The organism is Candidatus Dormiibacterota bacterium (assembly GCA_035635555.1).
GTDB lineage: Bacteria > Acidobacteriota > Polarisedimenticolia > Gp22-AA2 > Gp22-AA2 > Gp22-AA3.
The window spans coordinates 75,225-100,707 of sequence record DASQAT010000041.1; the positions used below are offsets into that span (position 1 = coordinate 75,225).

25 protein-coding genes are annotated in these 25,483 nt (G+C 67.3%); 1 reads left to right on the forward strand and 24 read right to left on the reverse strand.

The features are described from left to right. Positions 1–7 precede the first annotated feature (7 nt). From VEW47_11655 to pgsA, 4 genes are read right to left on the reverse strand one after another with little or no spacing between them, the layout of a single operon-like run. The gene (locus VEW47_11655) at positions 8–1,252 is read right to left on the reverse strand and encodes a competence/damage-inducible protein A (GenBank protein ID HYS05837.1); all 1,245 of its coding nucleotides are present in this window, start codon (positions 1,250–1,252) and stop codon (positions 8–10) included. Next, the gene (locus tag VEW47_11660; GenBank protein ID HYS05838.1) at positions 1,249–1,857 is read right to left on the reverse strand and encodes a lysophospholipid acyltransferase family protein; all 609 of its coding nucleotides are present in this window, start codon (positions 1,855–1,857) and stop codon (positions 1,249–1,251) included. The genes VEW47_11655 and VEW47_11660 overlap by 4 nt, the downstream gene beginning before the upstream one ends. A gap of 10 nt (positions 1,858–1,867) precedes the next feature. Next, a complete protein-coding gene (locus tag VEW47_11665; protein HYS05839.1) occupies positions 1,868–2,545 on the reverse strand; it encodes a DUF502 domain-containing protein in 678 nt (225 codons plus the stop codon). Then, positions 2,538–3,134 carry a CDP-diacylglycerol--glycerol-3-phosphate 3-phosphatidyltransferase gene (gene pgsA, locus VEW47_11670; GenBank protein HYS05840.1) on the reverse strand — a complete coding sequence of 199 codons (597 nt, stop codon included), beginning with the start codon at positions 3,132–3,134 and terminating at the stop codon, positions 2,538–2,540. Before pgsA ends, VEW47_11665 begins: the two co-directional genes overlap by 8 nt. Positions 3,135–3,314: 180 nt before the next feature. Here pgsA and VEW47_11675 point away from each other — a divergent pair, with 180 nt between their 5' ends. Continuing rightward, positions 3,315–4,760, forward strand: coding sequence for a phosphoglucomutase/phosphomannomutase family protein (locus VEW47_11675; protein HYS05841.1), 1,446 nt, complete (start codon positions 3,315–3,317; stop codon positions 4,758–4,760). On the opposite strand, the gene VEW47_11680 is transcribed toward VEW47_11675, so the two are convergent. The 20 genes from VEW47_11680 to VEW47_11775 form a co-directional block, all read right to left on the reverse strand. Continuing rightward, a complete protein-coding gene (locus VEW47_11680) occupies positions 4,733–6,778 on the reverse strand; it encodes a glycosyltransferase family 39 protein (GenBank protein ID HYS05842.1) in 2,046 nt (681 codons plus the stop codon). The two genes, VEW47_11675 and VEW47_11680, sit on opposite strands and share 28 nt — an antisense overlap. Then, positions 6,775–7,815 (reverse strand): adenosine deaminase, encoded by a 1,041-nt coding sequence (gene add / locus VEW47_11685; protein HYS05843.1) that lies wholly within the window; start codon positions 7,813–7,815, stop codon positions 6,775–6,777. Before add ends, VEW47_11680 begins: the two co-directional genes overlap by 4 nt. 46 nt (positions 7,816–7,861) lie before the next feature. Continuing rightward, on the reverse strand, positions 7,862–8,569 hold the full coding sequence (locus VEW47_11690) for a lytic transglycosylase domain-containing protein (protein HYS05844.1): 708 nt from the start codon (positions 8,567–8,569) through the stop codon (positions 7,862–7,864). Next, the gene (alaS, locus tag VEW47_11695) at positions 8,566–11,250 is read right to left on the reverse strand and encodes an alanine--tRNA ligase (protein ID HYS05845.1); all 2,685 of its coding nucleotides are present in this window, start codon (positions 11,248–11,250) and stop codon (positions 8,566–8,568) included. Before alaS ends, VEW47_11690 begins: the two co-directional genes overlap by 4 nt. Positions 11,251–11,378: 128 nt before the next feature. Beyond that, positions 11,379–12,590, reverse strand: coding sequence for a type IV pilus twitching motility protein PilT (locus VEW47_11700; protein HYS05846.1), 1,212 nt, complete (start codon positions 12,588–12,590; stop codon positions 11,379–11,381). A 147-nt stretch (positions 12,591–12,737) separates the two neighbouring features. Then, a complete protein-coding gene (locus VEW47_11705; GenBank protein HYS05847.1) occupies positions 12,738–13,661 on the reverse strand; it encodes a branched-chain amino acid transaminase in 924 nt (307 codons plus the stop codon). 70 nt (positions 13,662–13,731) lie between these two features. Beyond that, on the reverse strand, positions 13,732–14,706 hold the full coding sequence (locus tag VEW47_11710; protein HYS05848.1) for a 50S ribosomal protein L11 methyltransferase: 975 nt from the start codon (positions 14,704–14,706) through the stop codon (positions 13,732–13,734). A 34-nt stretch (positions 14,707–14,740) separates the two neighbouring features. Further along, on the reverse strand, positions 14,741–15,868 hold the full coding sequence (locus VEW47_11715; protein HYS05849.1) for a site-specific integrase: 1,128 nt from the start codon (positions 15,866–15,868) through the stop codon (positions 14,741–14,743). A gap of 31 nt (positions 15,869–15,899) precedes the next feature. Beyond that, positions 15,900–16,409 (reverse strand): hypothetical protein, encoded by a 510-nt coding sequence (locus VEW47_11720; GenBank protein ID HYS05850.1) that lies wholly within the window; start codon positions 16,407–16,409, stop codon positions 15,900–15,902. After that, positions 16,406–16,585 carry a hypothetical protein gene (locus VEW47_11725; GenBank protein HYS05851.1) on the reverse strand — a complete coding sequence of 60 codons (180 nt, stop codon included), beginning with the start codon at positions 16,583–16,585 and terminating at the stop codon, positions 16,406–16,408. Before VEW47_11725 ends, VEW47_11720 begins: the two co-directional genes overlap by 4 nt. A gap of 87 nt (positions 16,586–16,672) precedes the next feature. Beyond that, positions 16,673–16,939 (reverse strand): hypothetical protein, encoded by a 267-nt coding sequence (locus tag VEW47_11730; protein HYS05852.1) that lies wholly within the window; start codon positions 16,937–16,939, stop codon positions 16,673–16,675. Positions 16,940–17,009: 70 nt separating this feature from the next. Further along, the gene (locus VEW47_11735) at positions 17,010–18,305 is read right to left on the reverse strand and encodes a site-specific integrase (GenBank protein HYS05853.1); all 1,296 of its coding nucleotides are present in this window, start codon (positions 18,303–18,305) and stop codon (positions 17,010–17,012) included. 12 nt (positions 18,306–18,317) lie between these two features. Then, the gene (locus tag VEW47_11740) at positions 18,318–19,652 is read right to left on the reverse strand and encodes a site-specific integrase (protein ID HYS05854.1); all 1,335 of its coding nucleotides are present in this window, start codon (positions 19,650–19,652) and stop codon (positions 18,318–18,320) included. Positions 19,653–19,898: 246 nt separating this feature from the next. Next, entirely contained in the window at positions 19,899–20,111 is a 213-nt protein-coding gene (locus tag VEW47_11745) for a hypothetical protein (protein ID HYS05855.1), read from the reverse strand. Positions 20,112–20,113: 2 nt separating this feature from the next. Continuing rightward, on the reverse strand, positions 20,114–21,691 hold the full coding sequence (locus VEW47_11750) for a hypothetical protein (GenBank protein HYS05856.1): 1,578 nt from the start codon (positions 21,689–21,691) through the stop codon (positions 20,114–20,116). 40 nt (positions 21,692–21,731) lie between these two features. Beyond that, the gene (locus VEW47_11755) at positions 21,732–22,343 is read right to left on the reverse strand and encodes a hypothetical protein (protein HYS05857.1); all 612 of its coding nucleotides are present in this window, start codon (positions 22,341–22,343) and stop codon (positions 21,732–21,734) included. A 7-nt stretch (positions 22,344–22,350) separates the two neighbouring features. Continuing rightward, positions 22,351–22,728, reverse strand: coding sequence for a hypothetical protein (locus VEW47_11760; protein ID HYS05858.1), 378 nt, complete (start codon positions 22,726–22,728; stop codon positions 22,351–22,353). Between the two features lie 26 nt (positions 22,729–22,754). Next, positions 22,755–23,396: a hypothetical protein gene (locus VEW47_11765; GenBank protein HYS05859.1), complete on the reverse strand. Its 642-nt coding sequence runs from the start codon at positions 23,394–23,396 to the stop codon at positions 22,755–22,757. Between the two features lie 11 nt (positions 23,397–23,407). Then, entirely contained in the window at positions 23,408–25,003 is a 1,596-nt protein-coding gene (locus VEW47_11770) for a hypothetical protein (protein HYS05860.1), read from the reverse strand. Continuing rightward, positions 25,000–25,467: a hypothetical protein gene (locus VEW47_11775; protein ID HYS05861.1), complete on the reverse strand. Its 468-nt coding sequence runs from the start codon at positions 25,465–25,467 to the stop codon at positions 25,000–25,002. The genes VEW47_11770 and VEW47_11775 overlap by 4 nt, the downstream gene beginning before the upstream one ends. Between the last annotated feature and the right edge of the window lie 16 nt (positions 25,468–25,483).

Consider the following 25,483-nt stretch of genomic DNA (forward strand, 5'->3'; position numbering starts at 1 on the left):
AAGAGTCTCACATCTCGACCCCGAGAAGGGCGCCTCGCAGCAGTTCGAGCGCCGTGCGCCCCGTCCGCGCCCGGACCGTCTCGCGCTCCCCCGGCAACCTCAGTGCGCGGCTCGTTTCGATCCCCGGTCCCGCGAGACCCAGCACGACCGTTCCGGCCGGCCGGCCGGGCCCGCCCTCTTCCGGCCCTGCGTAGCCCGTCGCGGAGATCGCCCAGGTCGAGCCGAAGACGCGTCGGGCGCCGCGCGCCATCTCCACGGCCGTCTCGGCGCTCACGGCGCCATGCGTTTCCAGCGTCCCCGTCTCCACACCCAGGAGTGTCTTCTTGGACTCGTCTGTGTAGACGACCGCGGAGCCGCGAAAATATCGGGACGAACCGGATACAGAGGTGATCCGCCTCGCGATGCCGCCTCCCGTGATCGACTCCGCCGTCGCGAGGCTCTCGCCCCGCTCCACCAGGAGACGCCCGATCACCTCCTCCATCGTCTCCTCGTCCCGGGCGAAGACGTGCGAGCCGAGAGCCGACACGATGCCCCTGTCGACCCGTTCGATTCCGGAAGGCTGCTCCCCGGCGCGCACGCGCTCGCGCAGATGGATCTCGATCTGATCCGGAGCGGCGAGGATGGTCCAGGCCACGGGATCGGCCGAGCGGGCCACCTCGTCGAGGCGGCGATCGACCTCCGATTCGGTGAGGCCGGAGATCTTGATGACACGGTAGGCGAAGCGGTCCCCCTGGACGGGGAGGCGCGGCAGGACCGAATCGTCCACCATCTGGCGCATCTCAGCGGGGACTCCGGGCAGAAGCACGAGGGTGGCGCGACCGTGCTGCAGCCACAGGCCCGGGGCGGTCCCCAGACGGTTCGGCAGGACCGCGGCCCCCTGCGGCACCATCGCCTGTCGCACGTTCCGGGGGGGCATCGGCAACGAGTGCCTGCGGAAACGGTCTTCGATCCCGCTCGCCAGCTGCTCATCCAGGACGAGAGGCAGCCCCAGGAGCTCCGCCACCGCCTCGCGCGTCAGGTCGTCGATGGTCGGGCCGAGCCCGCCGGTCGCGACGATCAGCTCGGAGCGGGCGAGGGCGATGCGAAACACGTCCTTCAGGTCGTCCAGGACGTCGCCGACCATGGTCCTGAAGCGGACCGGGATGCCGCGCTCCCCGAGCCGTCGCGACAGATAGGCGCCGTTCGTGTCGGTTCGCCAGGGCTCGAGCAGCTCCGAGCCGACGGCAATGAACTCGGCCGTGGGCGTCGTCATGGTTGAGTCTCGAGGCGACGGATCGCCAGGACCATCTCACGTGCGAAGGCGTTGAGGGACTCGCGGCCCGACCCAGGGCCTCCGCTCTCGAAGCGCAGAGGCGGACCGAAACGCACGTGGATGCGGGCCGGCTTCGGGAACCGGCCGCCGACAGGGAGCGAGTCGCGCGCCCCGTCGATGTGGACCGGCACGACCGGCGCCCCGCTGAGCGCGGCGATCATCGCGGCGCCGAGGCGAGGCTCGCTGAGACGGCCGTCGGCGCTGCGTGAGCCCTCGGGGAACACGCCGAGGATGCGTCCCGAGGCGAGGAGCCGCAGGGCACGCTTGATCCCCTTCGAGTCCTGCCCCTCGGCGCGCACCGGAATCGTCCCCATGCCCCAGTAGAACCACCGGATGAGGAGCAGGTCGTACATCCGCTGAAGGACGATGAAGTGGATCGGTCGCGGCGCTGCCGATCCGAGGATGATGGCGTCGGCGTACGACGTGTGGTTCGAGACCACGATCGCCGGACCCCGGTGCGGCAGGTGCTCGAGCCCGTCCCGGGTCAGCCCCAGGTAGAAGTGGACGAACGGGAAGAAGATCCCCTTGACGATCCAGTAGAACATCGCAGCCTCGTCACGATCGGTCCCAGCCCGGCGGGAGCACGAGTCCGCCGCTGACGATCGTCTTGATACCGTCCTCGACCGACATGTCGAGGGGAATGACGTCGCGATCCGGCACGGCGGCCAGCCACCCCGACGTAGGATTCGGCGACGTGGGCAGGAACACCAGCGTGAACCCGGACATTTTCGGGCGCTCCCCCGCCAGCCGGAGCGTGGCGTTCTCCCTGGCCATGAAGCCGATGGTGTACACGCCCGGACGTGGATATTCCACCATCACGACCCTCTGGAACGTGTCGGTCTTCCGGTTCAGGGCGTCCAGAAGCTGCCGGGCGGCGCCGTAGATCCCCTTGATCAGGGGGATACGCAGCATCATGCGATCGAACGCCGAGAGAATCCGCAGGCCCAGGAAGTTGGTCGTCAGGGCCCCCACCATGAGGATCAGGACCAGGGTCGCGGACACGCCGATCAGGGGTGCGAGATAGGTCGAAAAGGCGGGATCGTCCACCAGGGGCAGCCGCAGCAGACTCAGAATCCTGAGGATGAAGGGTGTGGACACGCCGTGGACGAGGCCGAACAGGACGCGGAGCAGCCAGATCGTGATCAGGAGGGGCAGGATGATCACGAGACCGGTCAGGAAGAGACGGCGGAGGCGGGCGAACAGCCCCTGATCGTCGCCCCCTGCCCTACCCAAGACCGTCCCCCCGGGGGCCCGCTTGCGCCCCGATCACCCCCAGCCGTCTCGAGAACTTGTAGAAGTAATCGGCTGCGGACAGCGTCGCCACCACCACCACGACCCAGATCGCGATGTCCCCGGCGAGGTCCCACTTCCCCAGGTAGGTGTTCCCGAAGATGAGCAGCACGACGGCCACCACCTGCGACACGGTCTTGTATTTGCCCCAGATGCTCGCCGCGATCGTGATGCCCTGGCTGGAGGCGATCATGCGCAGCCCGTCCACCGCGAACTCGCGGCCGATGATGATCCAGACCATCCAGGCCCGCGCCACGCCGATCTGCACGAGCGAGATGAACGCGGCGGAGGTGAGCAGCTTGTCGGCGATCGGGTCGAGGAGGATGCCGAGCGTCGTCACCTGGTTGCGCCTGCGCGCCAGCCAGCCGTCGAGATAATCGGTGCACGAGGCCAGGAGGAACACGATGACGCCGATCATCTGCCACGACAGTCCGAAGGTCTCGAGGTACGTGACGCGGGTCATCAGGACGACGACCAGGACCGGTGTCAGAAAGATGCGGACGATCGTGATCCAGGTTGGGAGGTTGATCATCCTTTAGGGTGCCAGGAAGTCCGAGTGTAGAATGCCGCGAGGCCGCGCCCCGCTCGCGCCCGAACCGGCCGTCGCTCAAGGCGGGGCAATCCGAACCTAGCACACGGCCCGCGCTACGGTCAACGGGACTCGACGACCCATCGGCGCGCCGCGGCAGGCGCGAAGAGGATCGGGCACGACATGGCGATTCGTTTCGGCACCGATGGCTGGCGCGCTGTGGTCGCGGACGGATTCACCTTCGACAACGTGCGCGCCGTGTCCCAGGCCGTCGCGGATCTGCTCCAGGAGGACGGCGGGGCGCGCGCCCCCGTGCCGGTCGGCCACGACGTCCGTTTCCTGGGCCCCCGGTTCGCCGAGACCGTCGCCGCCGTGCTCGAAGGGAACGGCGTTCCCGCGATCCTTCCCGACGGGCCGGTCACGACGCCGATGGTCTCCTGCCAGGTCGTCGCGGGCGGAGCTCCGCTCGGCGTGTGCATCACCGCCAGCCACAACCCGCCGGAGTACAACGGATTCAAGATCAAGGCCGCCTTCGGCGGCAGCGCTCCTCCCGAGCTGACGACGCGAGTCGAGGCGCTCCTGGGTCGAACACCTCCGCGCTCCGGGGCCGTTTCTGGAAGCCGCCGGTCGTTCCTGCCGGCGTACGTTCCACGCCTCCGGTCGGTGGTCGATCTCGCGCTCATCCGCAGGAACCCGGTGCGCGCCGTGGTCGACAGCATGCACGGCAGCGGCGGGCGGATCCTGGAGGACCTGGTGCGCCCCGGACGCGTCCGGGTCACGACGGTCCGCTGGGAGCCCGACCCGATGTTCGGCGGCCGGGCGCCCGAGCCGCTCCCCGACAACCTGGGGCCGTTGCGTCAGGCGGTGGTCCGGCTGCGAGCCCACATCGGCATCGCCACCGACGGCGACGGCGACCGGATCGCCGCGTGCGACGAGACCGGACGCGTCCTGTCCCCGTTCCAGGTGTTCGCGCTCGTGGCCCTGCACCTGATCGAGCACAAGAAGTGGCGCGGCGCCATCGCCCGCACCTTCGCGAACACCCTGGTCGCGGAGCGGATCGCCCGCCGCTTCGGCCTGCCGTTCTACGACCTGCCGGTCGGCTTCAAGCACGTCGCGAAGCTGATGCGGGAGCAGGACGTCCTCATCGGCGGCGAGGAAAGCGGCGGCATCGGCGTCAAGGGGTTTCTGCCGGAGCGCGACGGGATCCTGATCGGACTCCTCCTCCTCGAGATGCTCTCGACGGGGGACCCCAGTCTATCCAGGCGCATCACGGCGATGGAGAAGGAGTACGGACGGTTCTTCTACCGTCGCGTCGACCTGTCGACGCCCGTCGAGGCGGCGCGCCAGGCGGTGGCGCGTCTGCGGCAGGACCCGCCGGCGCGGCTCGCGGGCCTTGCGGTGACGGGGGTCGACACCCTGGACGGCGTCAAGCTCCTGCTGGGCGACGCGGGCTGGATCCTGTTCCGCGGGTCCGGCACCGAGCCCCTCTTGAGGGTGTATTGCGAGGCGCGCTCCGCTGCCGAGGTGGAACGTCTGATCCGGGCGGGGACGGATCGTCTGCGGAGACCGACACGCGACGGCGGCAGGAAGGTCGCCGTGCCTCAGCGGCCGCCGCGCGTGGCGGAATAGATTTCGAGCAGGCCGTCGACGCTCTTCAGGCTGGTGAAGAGGAACACCAGGAGGAGGAACCACGTCGAGGCGCGCGCCAGACGGGCGGTCAGCGGTCGCTCGAACGCCAGGCGCACGAGGAACGGCGCCAGGGCGCACAGCGCGAAGGCGTAGACCGCGAGCCTGCCCGATTCGCTTCCCGAGGCCCACTCGGGGAGGGCATACAGCACGCCTGTCGATACGGCCGTGATCGCGAACGGGAACGCGCGGAAGAGATCGGCCTCGACGAGCATCTCCTCCAGCACGATCCCCGCCGCGACGCACAGGAACGGGTAGAGCGGGATCCTGTACCAGCCGTAGATCACCCGGAGATCGGCGGTCAGGGCGATGACCGTGGCGTAGACCGCCACCGGGACGAGGAGGGCGCGCTCGCGGCGCAGCGCGGCGATGGCGGCGCACAGCAGGAGCCAGAGGTACCAGCCCCGGCCGAAGTATTTGACGACGACCTTGCCTGCGAGGAGGTCCTGCAGCGACTCCGGCCCGACCCACTTGGTCGTCGACTGCGCCTCGATGATTTTCAGGAAGATGCCGAAGTCGAGCGCCCAGGCGTACAGGAGATAGAGAAGGACGCAGCCGCACGCCGCGCCGAGCGCGAGGAGCGCGCCGCGGTAGCGGCGGCGGGACAGGAGCAGCACCAGCACGACGACGAGAACGGCGATGCCGGTCGCCTTGCTCCAGATGGACAGCCCCGAGAGCGCTCCCGCGAGGACGGCGTCGCGCGCCCGCCCGGATCGATCGTGTCTCTGGACCGCGAGGATGGCGCCCAGGAACAGGATCGACAGGAGACTCTCCGCCTTCACCAGCCTGTGCGCCAGGACGATCACCGGCAGGGTGGCGTAGACCAGCGCGCCGAGGAGCGCCGCCCGTTCCGAGGCTCCGTACTCCCTCGCCACGCGGTACAGCAGGAGAATCCCGATCAGGCTGAGGACGATCGGCACGATCCGCATGACGGGAAGGGTGCACGACAGGAAGTCCCAGGGCGGCAGGTAGGTCGCGGGCTGCGCGAGCGACACCACGACCCCCACGAGGATCGAGAACAGGGGCGGATGATCGAAATAGGGCCACACCAGGACGTACCGGTCGCCGAACCAGCGGAAGTCACGGGTCTGCTCCATCGGGTACCGGTCGGGAAAGGTGCTCCAGGCCTTCGGCACACCGTCGTGCAGGAGCGTCCACCCTTCCCAGGCGTGCTGGTATTCGTCGGCCGTCTCGTGATGGAACGGGACCAGGGCGTAATCGTGGAAGCGCAGCATCGCCCCCAGAATGATGATGCCGCCGAGCGCCAGCGTGACGCGCTCGGCCCGGAGGATGGTCACGAGTCGCGCCGCGGCGCTGCCCTCCCTGCGGGCCAGGAACGCGAGGACCGCGACAGCGACCGCCGCGGCCGCGAGCAGGAGGAAGCCGATCGCGCGGCGGACGCGGGCCCGGGCGACGGCGTCCTGGTCCGGAGCGAGGTTTCCGGAGGGGACCGGACGGAGGGTTTCTCCCGGCGGCTTCCAGGAGAGCACCAGGTGCGCGTCCCCCTGCAGCGCGAGACTGTAGTCGAGCGCCAGCGCGTGCCAGCCGGCGGTGAGGGGTCGCTCGGTGACGGTGTCCGGCTGGGTCTCGACCGGAGCTCCGTCGATCGACAGATGGGCGTCCCCGTGAACGTCGAGCGCGAACCCGTAGGTCCCGGCGCGCGGCGCCAGGAGCAGCCCGCTCCAGTGGATGTGATACGGCGGCATGGAGTCCCGCGGGAAGTCCCCCAGCCGGCTCTGGTTCCAATGAAAGACGTAGGCCGCGTCGAGCCTCTGCGGAACGGAGAAATTGATCTGCGGGTCGACCCTCTCGTGGACCGGCGCCTCGACGCCTCCCTGCCCCGCGACCAGGTACCGCCCCTGGAGTCCCCCGGCCGGCTGGAGCAGGGCGAGGAGGAGAAGGATGAACAGAGCCGCCAGCGCCGTGAGCGCGAGGGCCGCGGGCCGCCCGGGTGATCTCACGGGCTCACTCCCGCCTCACGGCCGGCGCGCGCCATCTCGCTGGCGAGCGCTTCCTGCTCGATCTCCGGCAGGAAGGTTGCGCGGGCGGTACGCATGCCGATCGCCAGCACCTCTTCCTTCGTGAAGCCGAGACGTGTGATCAGGACGGCCCACTCATCCACGAGACTCGTCGAGAACAGGGCCGGGTCGTCGCTGTTGACCGAGATCCTGACGCCTGCGCGGTGCAGGTCTCCGATCGGATGCGTCTCCCAGCCGCGCACGGTTCCGGTCCTGATGTTGCTCGTCGGGCAGCACTCCAAAGGGACACCGCGTTCCCTCAGGACGCCGACGAGGACCGGGTCCTCCAGCGCCCGGACGCCGTGGCCGACGCGCTCGGCCCCCAGGACGTCGATCGCCTCCCACACCGAGCGCGGACCATCGAACTCCCCCGCGTGCACGGTCGTGCGCAAGCCCAGACGGCGGGCCTCCCGATAGGGACCCGCGAAGGCGGCGGTCGGCAGAGCCTTCTCGTCCCCGCCCATTCCGATGCCGATCACGTCATACTGCCTGCAGGCCGCGGCGCTCTGCACGACCTCCTCCATGCCTTCGATGCCGAACTGGCGGACGCCGTCGAGCAGGAAGCGCAGTCGCGGCCCCCCGTCCCGCTCGCGGCGCCGGGCCGAACGGCTCGCCGCGTCGAGGATCTCATCGGCCGACAGACCGCCGGCGCGCCGGAAGATGATCGGGGAACAGAACACCTCGGCGTAGCGGATGTTGTCGTCCTGCAGGCGACGGGACAGATCGTCGACGATCGTCGCGAAATCCTCCGGCCGGCGCAGCTCTGCGCACAGCCGCCGGAAGTTCTGCAGGAAGTCCGGGAAGTCGCGGTGCCGGTAGAGACCGGCCAGCCGCCCGCGCGTCGCGTCGTCGGCCTGCCCTCCCGTCACGCCCGCGATCCGCAAGAGAGTCGGGAGCTCGACCGCACCCTCCAGATGAAGGTGGATTTCCGCTTTGGGGATGCGGCGTGCGAATTCCCGTGGATCGCCTGCGTCAATCACGATGCCATCCCGGCCGCGGGATCAGGCGCGGCTCCTTCAAGCGGCCCTAGGGTCCCGCCGCAGGGGACGGCTGCGGGCTCGGCGGCGCCCCGTCGGTGAAGTGCACGACACCGGCGGCGTCGGTGTACGAGTGGATCGGCTGCGGTGTCGGGATCGCCAACGGCACCGTCCTGGGGGGCGCCGCCAGCAGCAGCGGCTTCTTGCCGCCGAACATCTTGAGAATCCGCGCGACATAGCGGCGGGTCTCGGGATACGGCGGGACCGAACCCGTGGCCAGGACGGCGTTCTCGCCCGCGTTGTAGGCCGCCAGCGCCAGGCGCGAGTCCCCCTTGAACAGGTCCAGCAGATAGCGCATGTAGCGCACGCCGCCGAGGACATTGTCGGCCGGGTTGAACGGATCGGAGACGCCGAATCGCGCGGCCGTGTCGGGCATCAGCTGCATCAGCCCCTGGGCGCCCTTCTCGGAGACCGCGCGCGAGTTGAAATTCGACTCGACCGCGGCGACCGCGAACACCAGATCGGGATGGATGCCGTGCTTGACCGCCGTCCTGTAGATGAGCTCGCGGAACTCCTCGCCGGAGCGGGTCACCGGCAGCGGGCCGTGCCCGGTGTAGGCGCGCAGATCCGCACGGTCGGGCACGTTGGTGAGGACCAGGGAGCCGTCGGCGTTGCGGCGATAGTAGATGTCGTCCCCTGCGAGGATCGGGGCGATGAGACCGGCCGCGGCCAGGATGAGGCAGGCGGCCTGTCTCATCGGGCCGCACCCACCCTGCGGATGACCGTTTCGACGATCTCGAGCGTACGATCCCGTACCGCTTTCAGATCCGCGGGACTCCTGCCGCCCGCCTCGGCCATGTCCGGCCTGCCGCCTCCCCGGCCGTCGAACAGACGGGCCAGCTCCTGCACGATGTCTCCGGCGTGCAGCGGCGGGATGAGGTCCCGGCTGACCGACGCGGTCACGGTGACGCGCTCATCGCGCACCGCCCATTGGACGATGACGCCCGAGGGCAGGCGCCGGCGACTCGCGTCCACGAGCGCCCGCACCGCGTCCTTGTCCAGACCCTCCTGAGGCCCGCGCACCAGCACCTTGATCCCGGCCGCCTCCCGGACGTCCTCCTCCGCTCCGCCGGGTCCGCCGGCCGCCATCGTCACCTTGAGGCGTTCGATCTCGCGCTGCAGGGAACGGTTCTGCTCCAGGAGACGGACGAGCGTCTCGTGCACTTTCGGCTTCTCGACGTTCAGAGCCGACTGCACGGTCTCCACGAGCGCCTTGTCGGCGCGCGCCTCGCGCAGGGCCAGCCGGCCTGCCAGCGCCTCGATGCGCCGGACCCCGGCGGCGATGCCGCGCTCCTGCGCGACCTTCAGGAGACCGATCGAGCCCGTCGACGAGGCGTGCGTGCCGCCGCACAGCTCGATGCTGAATCCGGGCACCTCGACCACCCGCACCACGTCCCCGTACTTGTCTCCGAAGAAGGCCAGCGCCCCCTTGCGGAGCGCCTCGTCGATGGGCATGACACTGGTCTTGATCGGAAGGTCCTGGCGGATGACGTCGTTCACCTCGTCCTCGACCTGGGCCAGGATGTCGTCCGACAGGGCGGCGTAGTGGCTGAAGTCGAAGCGGAAACGGTCGGGATTCACCAGGGATCCGGCCTGCTTCACGTGCAGGCCGACGATGTCGCGCAACGCGGCGTGCAGAAGGTGGGTGGCGTCATGGCTGCGCATCACAGCGTCCCGCCGCGACGCGTCCACCTCGGCGCGCACCGCGTCGCCGACGCGCAGCCGGCCCTCGCGCAGCTCGACCGAGTGCAGGTTCAACCCGGGCAGGGGCGCCTGCGTGTCGCGCACGAAGGCCACGCCGGTCGAGGACGTCAGGTACCCCGTGTCGCCGACCTGCCCGCCCCCCTCGGCGTAGAACGGCGTCCGGTCGAGGAGGATCTGGCCCTCCTCTCCCGCGCCCAACTCGTCCAGGAGAGTGTCGTCGCGGACGATCGCCAGGACGCGCGCCTCCTGCACGATCGTCGCAGCGTAGCCGACGAAATCGGTGGTCCGGACCGGCAGGCGCGCGGCGACCGCGGGCACGGCGGAGGCGATCTCCTTCATCCCCCGGCGCGATCGCTCCCGCTGCTCGTCCATCGCCTTCTCGAACCCGGCCTCGTCGACCGTGAGATGCCAGCCGTGGGCGACGTCCCGGATCAGATCGAGAGGGATCCCGAAGGTGTCGTACAGGCGGAAGGCCTCGGGACCGGGCAGGACCGCCTTCTTCCCGGCGCTCAGGCCGCGCGCGAGATCTTCGACCTTGACCAGCCCCACCGCCAGCGTCGAGGCGAAGCGCTCTTCCTCGCGGCGCGCCGTCTGCGCGATGAGGTCGCGATGGGCCACCAGGTCCTCATACGGGTCCTTCATGATGTCGATGACGGTCCCGGAGAGATCGCACAGGAACGGTCTCTCGATCCCGAGGGTCCGGCCGAAGCGCATCGCCCGGCGCATGATTCTCCGCAGCACGTATCCCCGACCGTCGTTGCTCGGGACGGCGCCGTCCGAGATCAGGAACGTCATGGCGCGGACGTGGTCGGCGATGACGTGGAGGGCGACGGTGTCGTCCTTCTTGCCTGAGTCCTTCCACCCCCCCTCCTTCGCCGCCAGCCGCTTCGCGGCGTCCACGATCGGCCTGAAGAGGTCGGTCTCGTAGTTGCCGGCGACCCCCTGCAGGACCGAGGCGATCCGCTCGAGGCCCATGCCGGTGTCGACACCCGTTTTGGCCAGGGGCCGGAGTTCTCCCCCCGGCTGCCGGTCGAACTGCATGAACACGAGGTTCCACAGCTCCATGAAGCGGCCGCAGTCGTGTCCGGGGTTGCAGTCCTTGCGTCCCTCCGCGCACGCGCCGGCGCGGTCGAAGTGGATCTCCGAGCACGGCCCGCACGGTCCGGTGTCCCCCATCGACCAGAAGTTGTCCTTCTCGCCCAGACGGATGATCCGGTCCCCGGGGACGCCGATCGTCCCGCTCCAGACCCCGAACGACTCCTCGTCATCCAGGTAGATCGTCACCCACAGCTTCCCCTTGGGGAGCGCGAAGACACGGGTCATCAGATCCCAGGCATATTCGATCGCGTCCTTCTTGAAGTAGTCGCCGAACGAGAAGTTCCCCAGCATCTCGAAGAAGGTGTGATGCCGCGGCGTCCGTCCGACCTGCTCCAGATCGTTGTGCTTGCCCGAGACGCGCATGCACTTCTGCGAGCTGGCCGCGCGCCGGTAGGGCCGCGTCTCCCGCCCCAGGAACACGTCCTTGAACTGATTCATCCCCGCGTTGGTGAACAGGAGGGTCGGATCCTGCGCCGGTATGAGGGAGGAGGAGGGGACGCGCTGGTGCCCGCGCTCCTCGAAGAAACGCAGGAATTCCTCGCGGATCCAGGCGGCGCTCGGCTTGTGAAGCGGCATGGCTCGTCCTCGAAGGGGCGCCATTATAGCAAGCCGTCGCGTCCGCGCGTCGCCACGCGCCCGCGGGTGCCGGGGCGGGAGGAGTGGGGATTCGGAGCGAAGAGCCGGAGCGGCCCGCATGGGGCAGGTTACTTCTTGCGCGGGCCGCCCGCGCCGTGGGCGCGCGACAGGTCGAACACCGAGCCGCCCGCGGCGCCCGCGGCGCCCGCCGCGTTCTCGAAGCCGGACTTGAGGGTGCTCTCCATCTCGCGCTGCGCCACGTCCGCCGTCGATTCGATCCCCTGCAGCTTGAGCTTGAACTCGTCCGGGTTGGTGGCGCGGCGCAGCGCCTCCTCCATGGTGATCAGCTCCTTCTTGAAGAGCTGGAAGATCGACTGGTCGAAGGTCTGCATGCCGTACTGCGACGTGCCCTGGGCGATCGCCTCGTGGATCAGCTTGGTCTTGTCCTTGTTCTCGATGCAGTCGCGCACGAAGTTGGTGATCCGCAGGACTTCGACGCCAGGCACCCGGCCGTTGCCGTCGGCGCGCGGCAGCAGGCGCATCGAAATGACCGCCTTCAGGACGCTCGCGAGCTGCAGCCGGATCTGCTTCTGCTGGTGCGGAGGGAAGACCGAGATGACGCGATTGATCGTCTCGGTGGCGTCGAGGGTGTGGAGGGTCGAGAACACCAGGTGCCCGGTCTCGGCCGCGGTCAAAGCCGTCTCGATCGTCTCGTAGTCGCGCATCTCGCCGACCAGGATGACGTCGGGATCCTGCCGCAGGGCCGAACGCAGGGCCGTCGCGAACGATTTCGTGTCGACCTCGACCTCGCGCTGGTTCACCAGGCTCTTCTTGTCGCGGTGCAGGAACTCGATCGGGTCCTCGATCGTCATGACGTGCTCGGTGCGCTGCTGGTTGATGTAGTCGATCATGGCGGCCAGACAGGTCGATTTTCCCGATCCGGTGGTCCCGGTGACCAGGATCAGCCCGCGACGCTCGTCGGCGATGGTCTTCAGGACGGGCGGCAGCAGCAGATCCTCGATGCTCAGGATCTTGGCCGGGATGACGCGCAGCACCAGCCCGACGGTGCCGCGCTGCTGGAACACGTTGACGCGGAAACGCCCCAGGCCCGGGACCGAGTACGCCAGGTCGATCTCGAAGTGGTCCTTGAATTTCTGCTTCTGGCGTCCGCTCATGATGCTGAACGCCATGGCAATGGTGTCCTCCTGCGACATGCGATTCAGCTCGCTGAGGGGGGTGAGGCGGCCGTTCACGCGGATGACGGGGTGGCTGCCGACCTTGAGATGCAGGTCCGACGCCCGGCGCTCCGTCGCAATCTTGAGCAGGTCGTTGACGTGCATGGAGTTGCCGCTGCTCCCCTGGGGGGAAACCGGCCCCCGTGACGACGCGTGGAATCTAGGTTCCGCGCGGTGCGAAGTCAAGAAACCGGCTTGTTTTCTGACTGTTACGCAGGCAGGGGTGGGCGGGACTTCCGAGCGGACAGGCGCCTACTGCAGGGGGGAAAGCCAGTGGTGGCGATCCTCGATCTGGCCGGACGTGATCGATTTGAAATCAGACTGGATCCGCGAGGTGATCTCACCCTTCCTGGCCCGGCCGATCGTCATCCGATCGATCGTGCGGATCGGCGTCACCTCGGCGGCCGTGCCCACGAAGAAGACCTCGTCCGCGATGTAGAGCGACTCCCGCGGCAGGCTGCGCTCGATCACCTGGATCTTGAGATCCTGGGCGAGCTGGAGGACCGACTGCCGCGTGATGCCGGGGAGAATCGAAGCGGTCAGCGGCGGCGTGTACAGGACCCCCTTCTTGACCAGGAAGAGGTTCTCGCCGCTTCCTTCGCTGACGAAGCCGGTGGCGTCGAGTGCTATCCCCTCGGCGTAGCCGTTCACCAGCGCCTCCATCTTGATGAGCTGCGAGTTCATGTAGTTGGCGCTCGCCTTGGCCATGGCGGGCAGCGTGTCCGGGGCCTGACGGCGCCAGGAGGAGACCATCACGTCGACACCCTTCTCCGCCGCATCCTTGCCCAGGTAAGAACCCCAGGGGTAGGCCGCGACCGCGACATCGATGGGACATGGAAACGGATCGACCCCGAGCGACTCGTATCCCCGATAGACCAGGGGGCGGATGTAGCAGGCCTCCAGCCGGTTGGAACGGACCGTATCGAGGATCGCCGACTCGATCTGCTCGCGCGTGTACGGGATCTCCATCCTGTAGATCTTGCAGCCGTCGAACAGCCGGTCGACGTGGTCGCGCAGGCGGAACACGGCCGGACCACGCTGCGTCTTGTAGCAGCGCATCCCTTCGAAGATGCACGAGCCGTAGTGGATGACGTGGGACAGGACGTGCACGGTCGCCTGCTCCCAGGGAATCAGGCGTCCATTCATCCAGATCGTCTCGGCCTTCGTGAAGGCCATCCTGATCTCCCCTCGGAGGCGCGTGTGCGTTCAGGTGTCGTCCGAGTATAAGGCAGGGAGTGAAACGATATCAAGACGCCCCTGACGTCCCGCGGCGTTCAGGGCCGCTTCGGCGCAGCACCAGGGCCGACCAGGGCCGGGAGCGCCGTCTGTCGACGAGAGCGAAGCGATGCCGCCGGGCGGCCCGCATGAGGTCGACTTCGTCGTCCACCAGGATCCCTGCGAGGATGGCGTGCCCGCCCGGCGCCAGGGCGGCGTGGATAGCCGGAATAATTCTGCCTATGGTCGCGGCACCGATGTTGACCAGCAGGAGGTCGAACGGGCCGTAGCGCGCCGCCTCCGAAGCATCTGCGCACACCAGCTCGATGAGTCCCGACAACCCGTTGTCTTTGAGGTTGAGGCGCGCCACCGACAGCGCCACCCTGTCGGTATCGATCGCGACCACGCGTCCGGCTCCGAGACGACGGGCGGCCATCGCCAGGATCCCGCTGCCCGCACCCAGGTCGGCGACACGCTGTCCGACAGCGAGGTGCCGCTGCAGGAGTCGCAGGCAGAGGCGGGTGGAGGCATGTTCGCCCGTCCCGAACGCCTGGCCGAATCGCACCCGCAGTGTGTGGCGGCCGGGTCTCCGCGCGGGGACTCCGCACCCCTCCGGCACCACCAGGAAAGTCCCGATGACCATCGGCCGCAGCGTTCTCTGCCACCTCTCGACCCAGCGACCGGGCCCGACCGAGCGCAGACGAAAGCGTCCGGGCGGGGCCAGTCCGGCGCCCAGCAGGGCGGTTTGCAGGCGGCCGCCGAGCCGCCTCGCTCCCGCCCGGCCCGGGAAGTACGCGTCGAGCGTCAGGCGCGGCACCGAGCCGGACGCGACGATCTGGATGCCGAGACAGCCGTTCTCCCACAGCGCCGCAACCGCCTGCTCTTCGAGCGCGGGCGGGACGACGAGTCTGGCGCGCAGGAACGTCGATCGGGTGCCGGCGGGGGCGCTCAGGTGAAGATGTCCTTGACCCGGGTTTCTGGACCGCTTGACTGTCGATGACTTCAACGAGTATCCCCTATTGAAATCGCGTGAGACATGCTCAGGACGCGGCGTTCGAGGCATCGCTGCCGCGATTCGTGTCCACGCCTTGTCCACGTGACTCCTCCTGCGCCTTCGGCCGGCCCATGTAGGCCAGGCTCTCCCGCTGGTAGTCCGGGGACGCCTTCGCGTACCGCTCGGTCAGCCGGATGTCCGAATGCCCGAGGATGTCCTTGAGCCGGAACAGATCGCCGTTGTTCTGTCGGAACCATGTCGCCCCGGTGTGCCTGGTCGTGTGTGGCGTGACCCACGATGGAAGTCCGGCATTCTTGCGCGCCGTCTTCCAGGCGCTGTCGATCCTCGTGATCGGCCGCCCGCGGTGCGTGAACACCCGGTTGTGTGACGTGAACCGAACCCGCCCGAGCTCGCGGAGGATGGCGATGGCGACCGGCGTCAACGGGACGGTCCTCGCCTTCCCCGACTTCGTGCTCTCGGCCTTAAACGTCACGCGCTCCGCCCCTGGCGTCAGGTCGACGTCGGACCACTCGAGCATAAGGGTCTCGGTCTTGCGGGAGCACACCTCGAACATGAGCCCGAGGATCGGTTTCGCGTGCGGCGCCGCGGCCGCAATCAGCTTGTCCGCCTGCTCGGGCGTAAGGTAGTGATCCTCGTCGGGCTCGGGCTCGTCGAACCGCAGTCGCCGGCAAGGATTGTCCCCGGCGAAGATCCCCGCCTCGTCCCGGGCCCAGGTAAACAGGCGCGATAGGAAGGCGACCTCGCGGTTGACGGTGGACTTGGAGACGGTCCCGGCTCCCCTCTTGAGCTTCGGCTGTTGCAGCCGGAGGGTGCGGTAACGGTTGACCTCCGCCCTCGTGATCGAGCCGATCGGCAGGTCGCCGAAGTGCTTCGACAGAGGCTCGAGGCGGACCTGGTAGGTCTCGGGCCGGCGGGAAGTGACCTTGACGTATTCGACCATGAACCGCGCGGCCGCCTCTCCGAACGGCATCGGCTTGATAGTGCCGAGCGTCGGGTGCATCCCGCGGGCGACCTGCTCCTGGAGCTGCCCAAGGAGGATCTCCGCGTCCCTCTTGCTGGGCCCCACCTTGACGCGCTTCCGTTTGCCCATCCGGGTCGCCGGGCTCCGGTAGTCGATGTAGTAGGTCGAGCCACGCTTGATGATCTTCGCCATCTCTACCTCCCGCCCTTGCCGGGCTTCGCTCTCACAATTCTCCCCGGAGAATTTGTCGGGCCAATCTTGCGGCGCCCTCCCACGGATGACGCTTACACTCCAAAGCGGCTTTGTGTACCAGTGCGCTCCACTGGTCCATGATTCTGCCGGCCCATGCCTCGTCAGCCGTTAGCAAGTCGCCTCGTTCCCACAGCTCCTCAAAGGCCGCCGCGATCTCGTTCCAGCGTTCACTAACTGAAGGCTCATCAAAGAACTGTTCCATCAGATCAGAGACCGCGGCTACGTCGCCAAGGCATATTTCAAACTGCGCCTTCGTCTCTCTCGTGTACGAGAACCGATCTTGTCCTGCCTCCTCGGGGGCGGGCGCAACTCGTCGCAAGGCTGCGAGTGCTCGGCGATACTCAGCGCCCGACCTGGTCAACCTGTAGTAGAGCGAGGCTGCCTGCTGCAAGAGGCCGAATTTGAACTCGCTCATCTTCCCGTACCGACCAAGGAGGTAGGCCAACACGACGGCCCCTAGAGAGACCAGCGCGCCTATCATGTGTTCTTCCTCTGTGTCCGTGGCATCGCCTTCACGCCCCAGTAGGCCAGCGCCCTCTTGAGCCGCTTCGGCTCAGGGTCCCGGCCGAGATACTCGAGGACCTTCTGTCGGATTGTGCCACTACTGCGCCGCGCCTCCACGATGTAGTAGTAGCGCCGCTTCCCTCGCCTGCTCACTCTCAGGTAGGCCATACGATCCCAAGTGTGTCACTACGGAATGGATGTGTCAAGAGGCAATTGTCCCGGGGTCGACCGGCCCCTCCTCTATCTCCCCGCGAAGGTGCCGAGGAGCTGAAACAGAAACCCAACGACCAGGAAACCAAGCCCGATGCGATTGCGCTGTTCCCAAGTTCGCGCAAGGGACTCGTATTCAGCCCGGTCCTTGTCAGGATCCCAGTCGTTCGGCGCAATGAGCGCATAGGAGGGTCGCCACCCGGGCGGCGTCGCGCCGCGCCAGAGATAAACCGCCCCGATGAGATCGAGCACGAGTCCGGCCCGACCTGCGAAAATCTCTAGAATCGTCGATGTCATCGATCCTCCTCATGTCCCGGCGCGGGTCTGTGGTCTGGACGGGCGAAGCCGCGCCGGGCCGCCCGTCCGATCAGCTCTTCAGATACTTGACGATCGCCGGCGCCAGGTCCTCGAGACGGTAGCCGCGCCGGCTCGCCCCGTTCGACTGCACCCATCCAGCGAGGATCCCCATCGGCCTGAGCATGGCGGCCAGGATCCGGGAGCGGTCCATCTTCGGCCCGCTCAGGCTCGTCCACCGTGCCGACGCGCCCATCTCTTCCAGGATGCGGCTCGTCGGGAGAGAGCCCCCCCGGCGCTTCAGGAGGGCCGCAAGGTCCGCGAGCAGCGCGAGGGATTCATCCGAGACACACGAGGCGGGCGCACTCGGCAGGAGCGACGGCGCTGGTAGTGGAGCATCCGCGATAATGGGTGCCCGCTTCGGCGTGGCCGGTTTCAACCTACCCGGGATGCCGATGAACTCGAGGCCCTCCTGCAGACGACGTCGGCTCAGGTGAGCGTACCTCTCGGTCATCTGGATAGAGCTGTGCCCGAGGTACTGTTTCAGGCGATAGAGGTCCCCCCCGTTCTGCACGAACATGCTCGCGAAGCAGTGACGCAGATCGTGGTAATGAAAATCCGAGATGCCTGCTCGACGGACAGCTTTCTCGAAGGCCTGCCTCATGACGCCGGCGCGCGTCCCGGCGAACGCGAAGACGTATTCCTCTCGACCGAAATGTTCTTGGATCCTCCGCCATTCACGGAGCACGTCGGCAAGCTCGCGCGCCAGGGGGACGTCGCGGCTCTCTCCGCTCTTCGTCGTCTCGGCCCGGAAACGGACAGTGCCGAGATCGAAGTCGATCTCCTGCCACTTCAGCTGCAGGGTCTCGCCGCGCCGGCCGCCCGTGTAGATGAGCGTCATGATGAACTGCATGAGGCAGGGCGTTCGGATCGTCGGCTTGCACTCGGCGAGTAGCCGATCGATCTCTTCGGGCTTCAGGTAGCGGACTCTGCCGCGCGACTCGTGGAACCTTCGAATGCGGCGCACTGGGTTGTCGAGACAGTAACCGCGCTCAGTGCCCCAGGTGAACATCTTTGACAGCATGGCGCACGTGCGGTTCACGGTGGAGCCCTTGACGCCTTGGCGGATCCGGGCGGATCGGAAGGCCTGGACGTCGTTGACTCCTATTTCGTGGAATCGTTTGTCCGAGAAAAAGCGCCGCAGGATCCCGAGTGTGCTGTCGTAGGAGCCGCGTCGGTCTCTGAGCGTGACCAGGTGCACGGCCTTAAACTCGTCGGCGACTTCGTCGAAGGTGCGCGCGATAACTCGAGCCGCGGGATCGACGAGGTTGCGGATCTCGCGCAGGAGATCGATTTCAGCGGTGGACATCGCGGCCTCCCCTCAGTCCCTGGCGTGCGCGACGAAGGCGCTCGCGATGTCTTCGACTCTGTATCCCTTCTCGTTCGCGCCCTTCCAGTGGATCTGCCTCGGACGCACGCCCACATCCCGGAGGATCCGGCCGATCTGGCGTCCGGCCTCAATCGGCTCATCGCCAATCCAAGCCCAGCGGTCCATTTTCGTGAGACGTTGGACGAGGAGCGCTGTCGCGATCTGCGGGTTATGTTCCATCGCGAAAATGGCGACCAGGTCCTCGAGAAGAGCCGCTGCGTTCCCCTTCTTGGGGGTCTGCTTGGGCTCCTGGACATCCGTCGCCTCGTGAGCGTCGCTTGGTGGGACCTCCGGGGGCGGGGCCGGCGGAGCCTGCTTGACGAGCTTGAGCGGCGCGCGCACGGTCCCGGGGATTCCGATGAAGCTCACCGCTTGCTGCATGAAATCCTCGGAGAGATGGCTGTAGCGCTCCGTCAGGCTGATGCTGCTGTGACCAAGGAGCCGCTGCAGGCGGTAGATGTCCCCACCGTTCATGACGAAGTTAGATGCGAACGAGTGGCGCAGGTCGTGGAAGCGGACATCCTCGAGGCCGGCCTTCTTGCGGGCGTGAATGAAGGCCGTCCTGACACACGCGAGCGGCCGGCCCACGTAGGTGAAGACATGATCCGGATCCCAGCCGTAGTCCGTCAGGTGCCTGCGGGCCTCTCGAAGGTTGTGGAGCATGCGGGCCAGCTCCGGCGCCAGCGGGATCGTTCTTCCTTTCCCGCTTTTCGTGGTCTCGCGTCGGAAGGTCAGGATGCCTCTCTCGCAGTTGACCTCAGACCAACGGAGCTTCAGCAGTTCGCTCAGGCGGCCGCCGGTGTAGATCGCGGCGAAGACGAGCTCTCGAAGGTGGGGCTTGCAGGCCTTCAACAACCTCTCGGTCTCGTCCTTCGTAAGAAACCGCGTGCGCCCGGCGCTCTCTCTGAATTTCTTGACGTTCTTGACGGGGTTGACAATTGCGTACCCCTGCTCGACGCTCCAGCGGAACAGGCTGGAGAGAATAGCCCGCTGGCGGTTGACCGTGGCATGGCACACTCCGGTTTTCAACCGCGCCAGGATCATCTGCTGAATGTCGGCCGGGGTGATCTCGTGCAGGAGCCGATCGTGGAAGTGATCATCGAGCAGCTTGAGATTACTCCGAATGGTCCTGGGGTCCGATCGGAGCGTGCTCGCGTGACTTACCATGAACTCCTGCGCAGCCTTGTCGAACCGTTTCGGCAGGAGACGGAAGGACGGGTCGACGAGCTCCCTGACTCGGCGGATTTCATCGAGTAGGACGACGTTGTCTTCAGCAGTTGCAGGCATGACGGCCTCCCTGGGGAAGGGCGGCGGCCGGCGGGTGAAGGAGGGGAAGGACGCGCCGGACGTCGCGGTGTTTGGAGACAGCCACAGCGCCGGCGCGCCTCTTGCCCGAAGGCAAGCTTGCCCGATCCGAGGCCTCGGATATACGCGGACAAAGAAAAGCCGCGACGTTCGCCATGACTGTCTCCACGGCCTATATACGCCCGGGGCCCGGTGGTGTCAACCTCAGGTGCACACGTCTGCAAACCGTCAGTGCTTCTCGCCGCTCATCCCGCGCGCGACGAGCATCCGGGCGATACCTTCCATCTGCGGTATGCCCTTCGCGAGTAATTCGGAGAGGGGAAGCACGGGATAGCGGCGCTCGAGCTCCTTCAGGATCTCAACCACCGCCTCCCCCCGCCGACCCAGCTCCTTCCAGAACTCCTCCGACGTCATCTCCTGCAACGGCTTCGGTTCGTCCATGGCTATCCCCCGATCTTCCCGCGGTTGTACATCCGATCGATGATGACCAGGTCGCGCTTGAGCTGCTTGAGCTGCTCGGTGCGGCGCGCGCCGATGATGGAATGGTTCTGCGTGTTCAGCGTGATCCCACGGTCGATGGTGGTGTAGTTGTGCGTGACCTGCTGGGCCATCGCCGCGGGCAGCTCGCGCGAGAACGTTCCTCCAAAGTGCCGGGCGAAGTCCTCGGCCGACTTCCGGCCCATCTTCGCCGCGACCCGATCCGCGAAGGGGTCATCGAACCCAGCGCCGGCGCTCTCGATCGCCTTCACGTTCGCAAGACCGGTGGCCACGGCCAGGGCGGCGAACGGGATCGTCCAGGGCGGCCCGGGATACTGATTCAGCGCCTTGTCCGCCGCGGCGTAGGTATCGATCAGGGCGGCTGCGATGTTGATCGCCTTGTTCTTCGTGAACAGACCGGCAAAGACGGCGGCGGCCTGGACCCCGGAGGCGATCGAGTCTTCGTGAAACTGGCGCTCCGCGTTCGCCCTCTCGCGGAGCATCTTCCGTTCCGCGACGGCCTGCCTGGCTTCCTGCAGCGCGGCTTTCCCCGATGCCATCGTGCTCTTGTGGACGGCCTCTTCGGCTTCCTTCGCGCCCTTGACCGCCATCTTGCCGCGCTCACCCTCAGCGGTGGTGAGATCGGTCAGGAACTGCTCTTCCTTGAAGTGCTGCTCGTCCGACCTGCGGAAGGCTGCGTCCATTTCCCGCTGTAACTTGATCAGGTCCTCGGTCGCCTGCTTGCGGTCCTTGGTTGATTGCGTGACCTTGTCGGTCTGCGTTCTCCGCATATCCTCAACGATGATGCCCTTCTCCTCGGCGGCGAGTTGTTCAGTCAGGACGGCGCTCAGTCGATTGATCTCGTCGAGCGTCGCCGCCGCTTCATCCCGCAACTTCTGGACGCGGCTTGCTGTGGCACTGCCCGGCGCGGCCGTCTTCAGGAGCTTGTCGAAGTAGGCGATCTTGTCGGTCAAATCGCCCCACTTTTGTTCGAGGACGATCACCTTGCCGGTGTTCTCGCCGATCTCCCTCGATTGTTGTTTCAGGGCTTCAGAACGGACGGCTTTGACCTGTTCAGCGAGGGCCGTGTTGACGTTGCCGATCTTCTTGGCCAGCTCCTCGAGCTGGGGAAGCTGCGTGATGATCGATTGTGTCAGCTCGTCCTGTTTCTTTTTCGCCTCGGCGCTTTCCTTTGAATACTCGCTGATTTTAGGGATGACGGTGACGGCGAAGAGCCCCCCCAGCGCCAGGAGCAGGTTGACCACCAGGCCCATGCCGCCGGTCATGAGTGCGAAGCCCTCTGCCGCGACCCGGCCCGCAGCACCGGCGCCTTGCATCACGCCGATGCCCTGGAGCAGCTCGGCGGTAAAGACCTTGATCTCGCGCCTGGAGATCTCCTGATTGATCGCCTTAAAGCCCGGCGCCGCATCGTCAGTGGCGCCCTTCATCTTCTTGAGGGCGAGCTGCGCCTCCTCGAAGCCCTTGGAGTCCAGCAGGGCCTTGATGACTACCTTAAGATCAGCGTCACCATCGGACGTGGGCATGAGCTCACCTCTCTTGCAGATTCGCCATGTTAATCTCGGTTCAGATTTTTCCTTTTGCTCGCAGCGCCTCGATGATGCGAGTCCTGATCATCGGCCCGACCCGGTCCCGTTCGGCATCGAAGGACGGCCGCAGGTAGGGATACGCCTGCTGATAGCGGGCGCGGACGCGCTTGACGAAGATCCACTCGCTCTGGCCCGTCTTGCGGCTGGTCTTCTGCGCCGCATTGACGGCCGCCCGGATGGTGCCACCGCTCGCCAGGACCGCCCGGTAGCTCCCGCCGGAAACGCCCTGGGTGTTCGGGAACATCAGGGCCTTCCCCTTCCGCGGGACGATCTCCGGAATCGGGCCGCCCTTCTCGAGGATGGCCGCATAGCCGGTCTTGTAGGGCATGGTAGAGCCGACGATCCCGCGGATGAATTTACCTTCGCGCTTGACGTCGCTGGTGATGGATCCGGCAAGTCCCGCGGCGCCGCGCCGTTGCATCGGATGAGGGCCGGCGTACAGTCTTACCTTCACTCGTGCCAGGATCGTGAGTGTGGCATCGCGCATCCCCTTTTCAATACCGTCGAGGACGATCGACTCGTTCCTTTTCAACATCGCCAGCGCGGCGTCGGTGCCCTCGAGGACGATACGGATGACGGTCTCTCCCATGATCGACCTACGCCAGGCCCGCGACGATGGCCGCGACGAGCTCGGCTTTCGCCCGGCCGAACGCGGTATTGAAGTCGCCCCCTTCCAGGCGGTGCACGTCCGTGCGCCTCCGCAGCTCCGCGAACAGGTCGGCGTGCGGGCGGTGGTACAGCTGCTCCATGACCTGCGCCGCCGCCGCGATCGTGATCGCTTCGACCACGGGGTCGCTCGCCGGGATTGGACGCGGAGGGTTCAGACTGATCGCGCTCGGCTGGCCCGGGCTGTTGCCCCGCGGTGGATCCGGCGTGCGGGCCGCGGTCACGCTCGGGCGCTTGATTGCCTCGATCCGGGCACTGATGCCGTCGAGGGCGGACCGGATTTCCTGAAGTTCCTGACTTCGGTTCATGGAACTGCTCCTTCCTGGCGCGCGTGTTATCGCGCGGTGATGTGAAACCGCTCGTCCAGATTCCGATCGCCCTCCGGCTCGAAGCCCGCCAGGACGAACCTGATGTAGGTCTCGACGGTCCGGAAGCTCAGGCCTCCGGCGTCCTTGCCAGCGGTGCGGCGCACGAGCTCCGGCATGGGGATCGCCTGAACCGGACTCGCGAGGGGAAATTCCTCGCGCAGCCGAGCCGCCAGGCGCTTCCGCCTGATGAGCGTGTCGCCGACGCCCTGGAGGGTCCGGATGAACTCCGGGACGAGGGCTTCCGCCTCGGCGCGCAGGGGCGCGGCCGCCGCCTCCTGGTCGCGTCGGGCCTGGTCGCTCTCCTCGCCGGCGACGAAGGACTCGAGGTCGGCGAGCTCGGCGCGCAGACTCTTGACCGCGTCGTCGAGGTGTGCTGTCTCGCGGCGGTGCTCCTCGAGGGCGCGCTCGGCAATTCGAACGTCGGTGCGCTTCGCGCTGCCTTCGCGGTGCCGGCCCCGGACGTCCTCGAGCGCCGCGAGAAGCTGCGCGTCACGGTCGGCGGCGGCGCGGACCTCGTCCTGCAGGTCGGCCGCGCGCTTCTCGATCGCCGCGATCCGGGTCTTCGCCTCGGGGACGGTTCGGGTCTTCCTCGCTGTCGCTGTGGTCATCGGTTTCCTTTTCAGGCTCGCCGGACGGCGCCGGCGGCCGCGAAAATGACGCGTTGGTGTTCGGTCGGTTGACGGACTTTGTCAGGTGAGGTGAGCGGCACGACCCGGATCGCCTCGCGCTTCTCCTGTCCTGGCGGGGGGAGCTCGCCGCGCTCCATCGCGTGCAGCCGTTCGAGCTGTCTGGCGAGCATCGCGAGGTAGGCGTCGGCGCCGCGGCCGCCGTAGAGCTCGTGCACGGCTAGCGCCAGGGCGCAGGCGCGATCGTCATGCAGACGTCCGGGCGCCGCGATGCGCTCGCCGCCGCCGGCCAGCCGCGTCACCTCGAGCAGCTTCAACTCGCGGCTCTGCTCGACGTCGTCCAGGAGCGCGATGCGCCGGCCGATGACGACCTCGCGGAGCGCCTTGAAGCCGAGGGTCTTCGGCGACCCGGGCCCCGAGGTGAACGGCCGTTCCTCGAGGTGGATCCCGGCGCGGGTGAAGTGGGCCTTCGTCACCTCGGAGCCGAACTGATCCGCGACGAGCCCCGTCAGCCCGAACAGGCGCAACTCGGACGCGATGTCCGTCACGACCTGGTCGACGCTCGACCCCGGCCGCCAGGACCGGACGACGAATTGCGCGAGCTGGTCCTCCCTCCGGCCGAGGACCGTGAACGCCCACGGGTCGTTGCGCAGCCCGGACGGGTCGGTCGCGGCGACGTACCGGAACCCCGCCTCGGGCTCGCGGCGGGTGACCCGCGACTCGATGACCTTCTCCAGGTCTGCCGCCTCGAGGAAGGCCCCGGCGTTCTCCATGAACTCCGCGCCCAACTCGGCCGCCGCCATCACGGGGTCGTCGGCGAACTCGTCCGCCAGCGCCGCCGCGGACTTGTCGGGGCGCATCAGCGCAGTAGGCGCCTGGAGAACGAGCGTGCGCTCCGACCGTCCAAACTCCAGCTTGTGCAGGTCGTACAGGAGCCCCGTCTTCCTCCAGGGGGTTGAGATCAGCACGATTTGACCGTCCGGAAGGACACGAACGCGAAACCCACGCAGGACGTCCCGGTCGTTGACGCGGTAATCGGCGTCCATGAAGAACGCCGTTTCTTCCATCACGACACGGTAGAAGCGTCGACCGCGGGGCGCGCGACCGCCCACCGTTGCAGGGAGGACGCCAATCTCCGTACCGCGCGTGAACCTGATCGAGTCCGTCGTTTCGCTCTCGACCTCGGCCGCGATGATGGGCGACGCTGAGATGGCGCCGCGAATGTACGACAACGGGATCGACGCCAGACGCGTGTCAGGCGCCATCAGTAGACCGTGAGCGCGCTGGCCAGGTCGAAGCCCCTTCAGGCTGCAGAAGAGCGCACCATGCAGGAGAGAGCCGCCGGCGATGACCGATTTCCCACTGTCGGCTCCGCAGACCCAGGCGACCATTCGCCGGACCCGCCGAAGGTCCTCTCCCCAGGGCCGGCCGAGAGCTGTCTCGATAAAGTCCCGTTGCTCGGCATTCGCCGGCGGCAGGCCGTCGAAGGAGACACGAATCGCGGCCCGCTGGGCCATCGATGCCTCGGTGAAGGCGTAGAGCTGTGGGTCGATGATGAACTCCTCGTTGGTGATGTACGGGATGCTCACGGCTTCACCTCAGACGGCCGCGCGTTGCTTCGCGTCGTGGGCCCCGTTGCGCGATCGGGCGCAGGCGAGACCGATGGTGCCGACGCGGTCGCGTTCGCGTCTCCTGAGGCTGCTGAGCCCCCCTGACGCTCTGCCAGGTAGTCCCCGAGCGACGGCACGCGACGCGCTAGGCGGTCGAGCCCCACGTCCTTGTAGCGCCGCGCCGCCAAATCCATGAACGTCGCGATGACGTGCACGGCCTCGTATCTCGAGGGGTGCGGTACGTGTCCGGCCGCCCGGCTCTGTTTCATCTTGTCCACGACCTCAGCAAGCAGGGCGAGCACGAATCCGTCCGCGGCGAGCCCAATGCTGAGGACTCTCCGACGCAACTCGGAGACGGTCTCCGCACCCCCGAGGTCGGCGAGCGCCCGAGCCTCCAGGTCCTTGAGGCCCGCGCACAGATAGTCGAGCTCCGCCAGGCCCACCGCACGACGGTCCCCG

Excerpts from the sequence above, each read along its gene's own strand:
- VEW47_11655 (HYS05837.1), bottom strand. The coding sequence starts at position 1,252 with ATGACGACGCCCACGGCCGAGTTCATTGCCGTCGGCTCGGAGCTGCTC.
- VEW47_11660 (HYS05838.1), bottom strand. The coding sequence starts at position 1,857 with ATGTTCTACTGGATCGTCAAGGGGATCTTCTTCCCGTTCGTCCACTTC.
- pgsA (HYS05840.1), bottom strand. The coding sequence starts at position 3,134 with ATGATCAACCTCCCAACCTGGATCACGATCGTCCGCATCTTTCTGACA.
- VEW47_11675 (HYS05841.1), top strand. The coding sequence starts at position 3,315 with ATGGCGATTCGTTTCGGCACCGATGGCTGGCGCGCTGTGGTCGCGGAC.
- VEW47_11690 (HYS05844.1), bottom strand. The coding sequence starts at position 8,569 with ATGAGACAGGCCGCCTGCCTCATCCTGGCCGCGGCCGGTCTCATCGCC.
- alaS (HYS05845.1), bottom strand. The coding sequence starts at position 11,250 with ATGCCGCTTCACAAGCCGAGCGCCGCCTGGATCCGCGAGGAATTCCTG.
- VEW47_11700 (HYS05846.1), bottom strand. The coding sequence starts at position 12,590 with ATGCACGTCAACGACCTGCTCAAGATTGCGACGGAGCGCCGGGCGTCG.
- VEW47_11705 (HYS05847.1), bottom strand. The coding sequence starts at position 13,661 with ATGGCCTTCACGAAGGCCGAGACGATCTGGATGAATGGACGCCTGATT.
- VEW47_11715 (HYS05849.1), bottom strand. The coding sequence starts at position 15,868 with ATGGCGAAGATCATCAAGCGTGGCTCGACCTACTACATCGACTACCGG.
- VEW47_11720 (HYS05850.1), bottom strand. The coding sequence starts at position 16,409 with ATGATAGGCGCGCTGGTCTCTCTAGGGGCCGTCGTGTTGGCCTACCTC.
- VEW47_11730 (HYS05852.1), bottom strand. The coding sequence starts at position 16,939 with ATGACATCGACGATTCTAGAGATTTTCGCAGGTCGGGCCGGACTCGTG.
- VEW47_11735 (HYS05853.1), bottom strand. The coding sequence starts at position 18,305 with ATGTCCACCGCTGAAATCGATCTCCTGCGCGAGATCCGCAACCTCGTC.
- VEW47_11740 (HYS05854.1), bottom strand. The coding sequence starts at position 19,652 with ATGCCTGCAACTGCTGAAGACAACGTCGTCCTACTCGATGAAATCCGC.
- VEW47_11745 (HYS05855.1), bottom strand. The coding sequence starts at position 20,111 with ATGGACGAACCGAAGCCGTTGCAGGAGATGACGTCGGAGGAGTTCTGG.
- VEW47_11750 (HYS05856.1), bottom strand. The coding sequence starts at position 21,691 with ATGCCCACGTCCGATGGTGACGCTGATCTTAAGGTAGTCATCAAGGCC.
- VEW47_11755 (HYS05857.1), bottom strand. The coding sequence starts at position 22,343 with ATGGGAGAGACCGTCATCCGTATCGTCCTCGAGGGCACCGACGCCGCG.
- VEW47_11760 (HYS05858.1), bottom strand. The coding sequence starts at position 22,728 with ATGAACCGAAGTCAGGAACTTCAGGAAATCCGGTCCGCCCTCGACGGC.
- VEW47_11765 (HYS05859.1), bottom strand. The coding sequence starts at position 23,396 with ATGACCACAGCGACAGCGAGGAAGACCCGAACCGTCCCCGAGGCGAAG.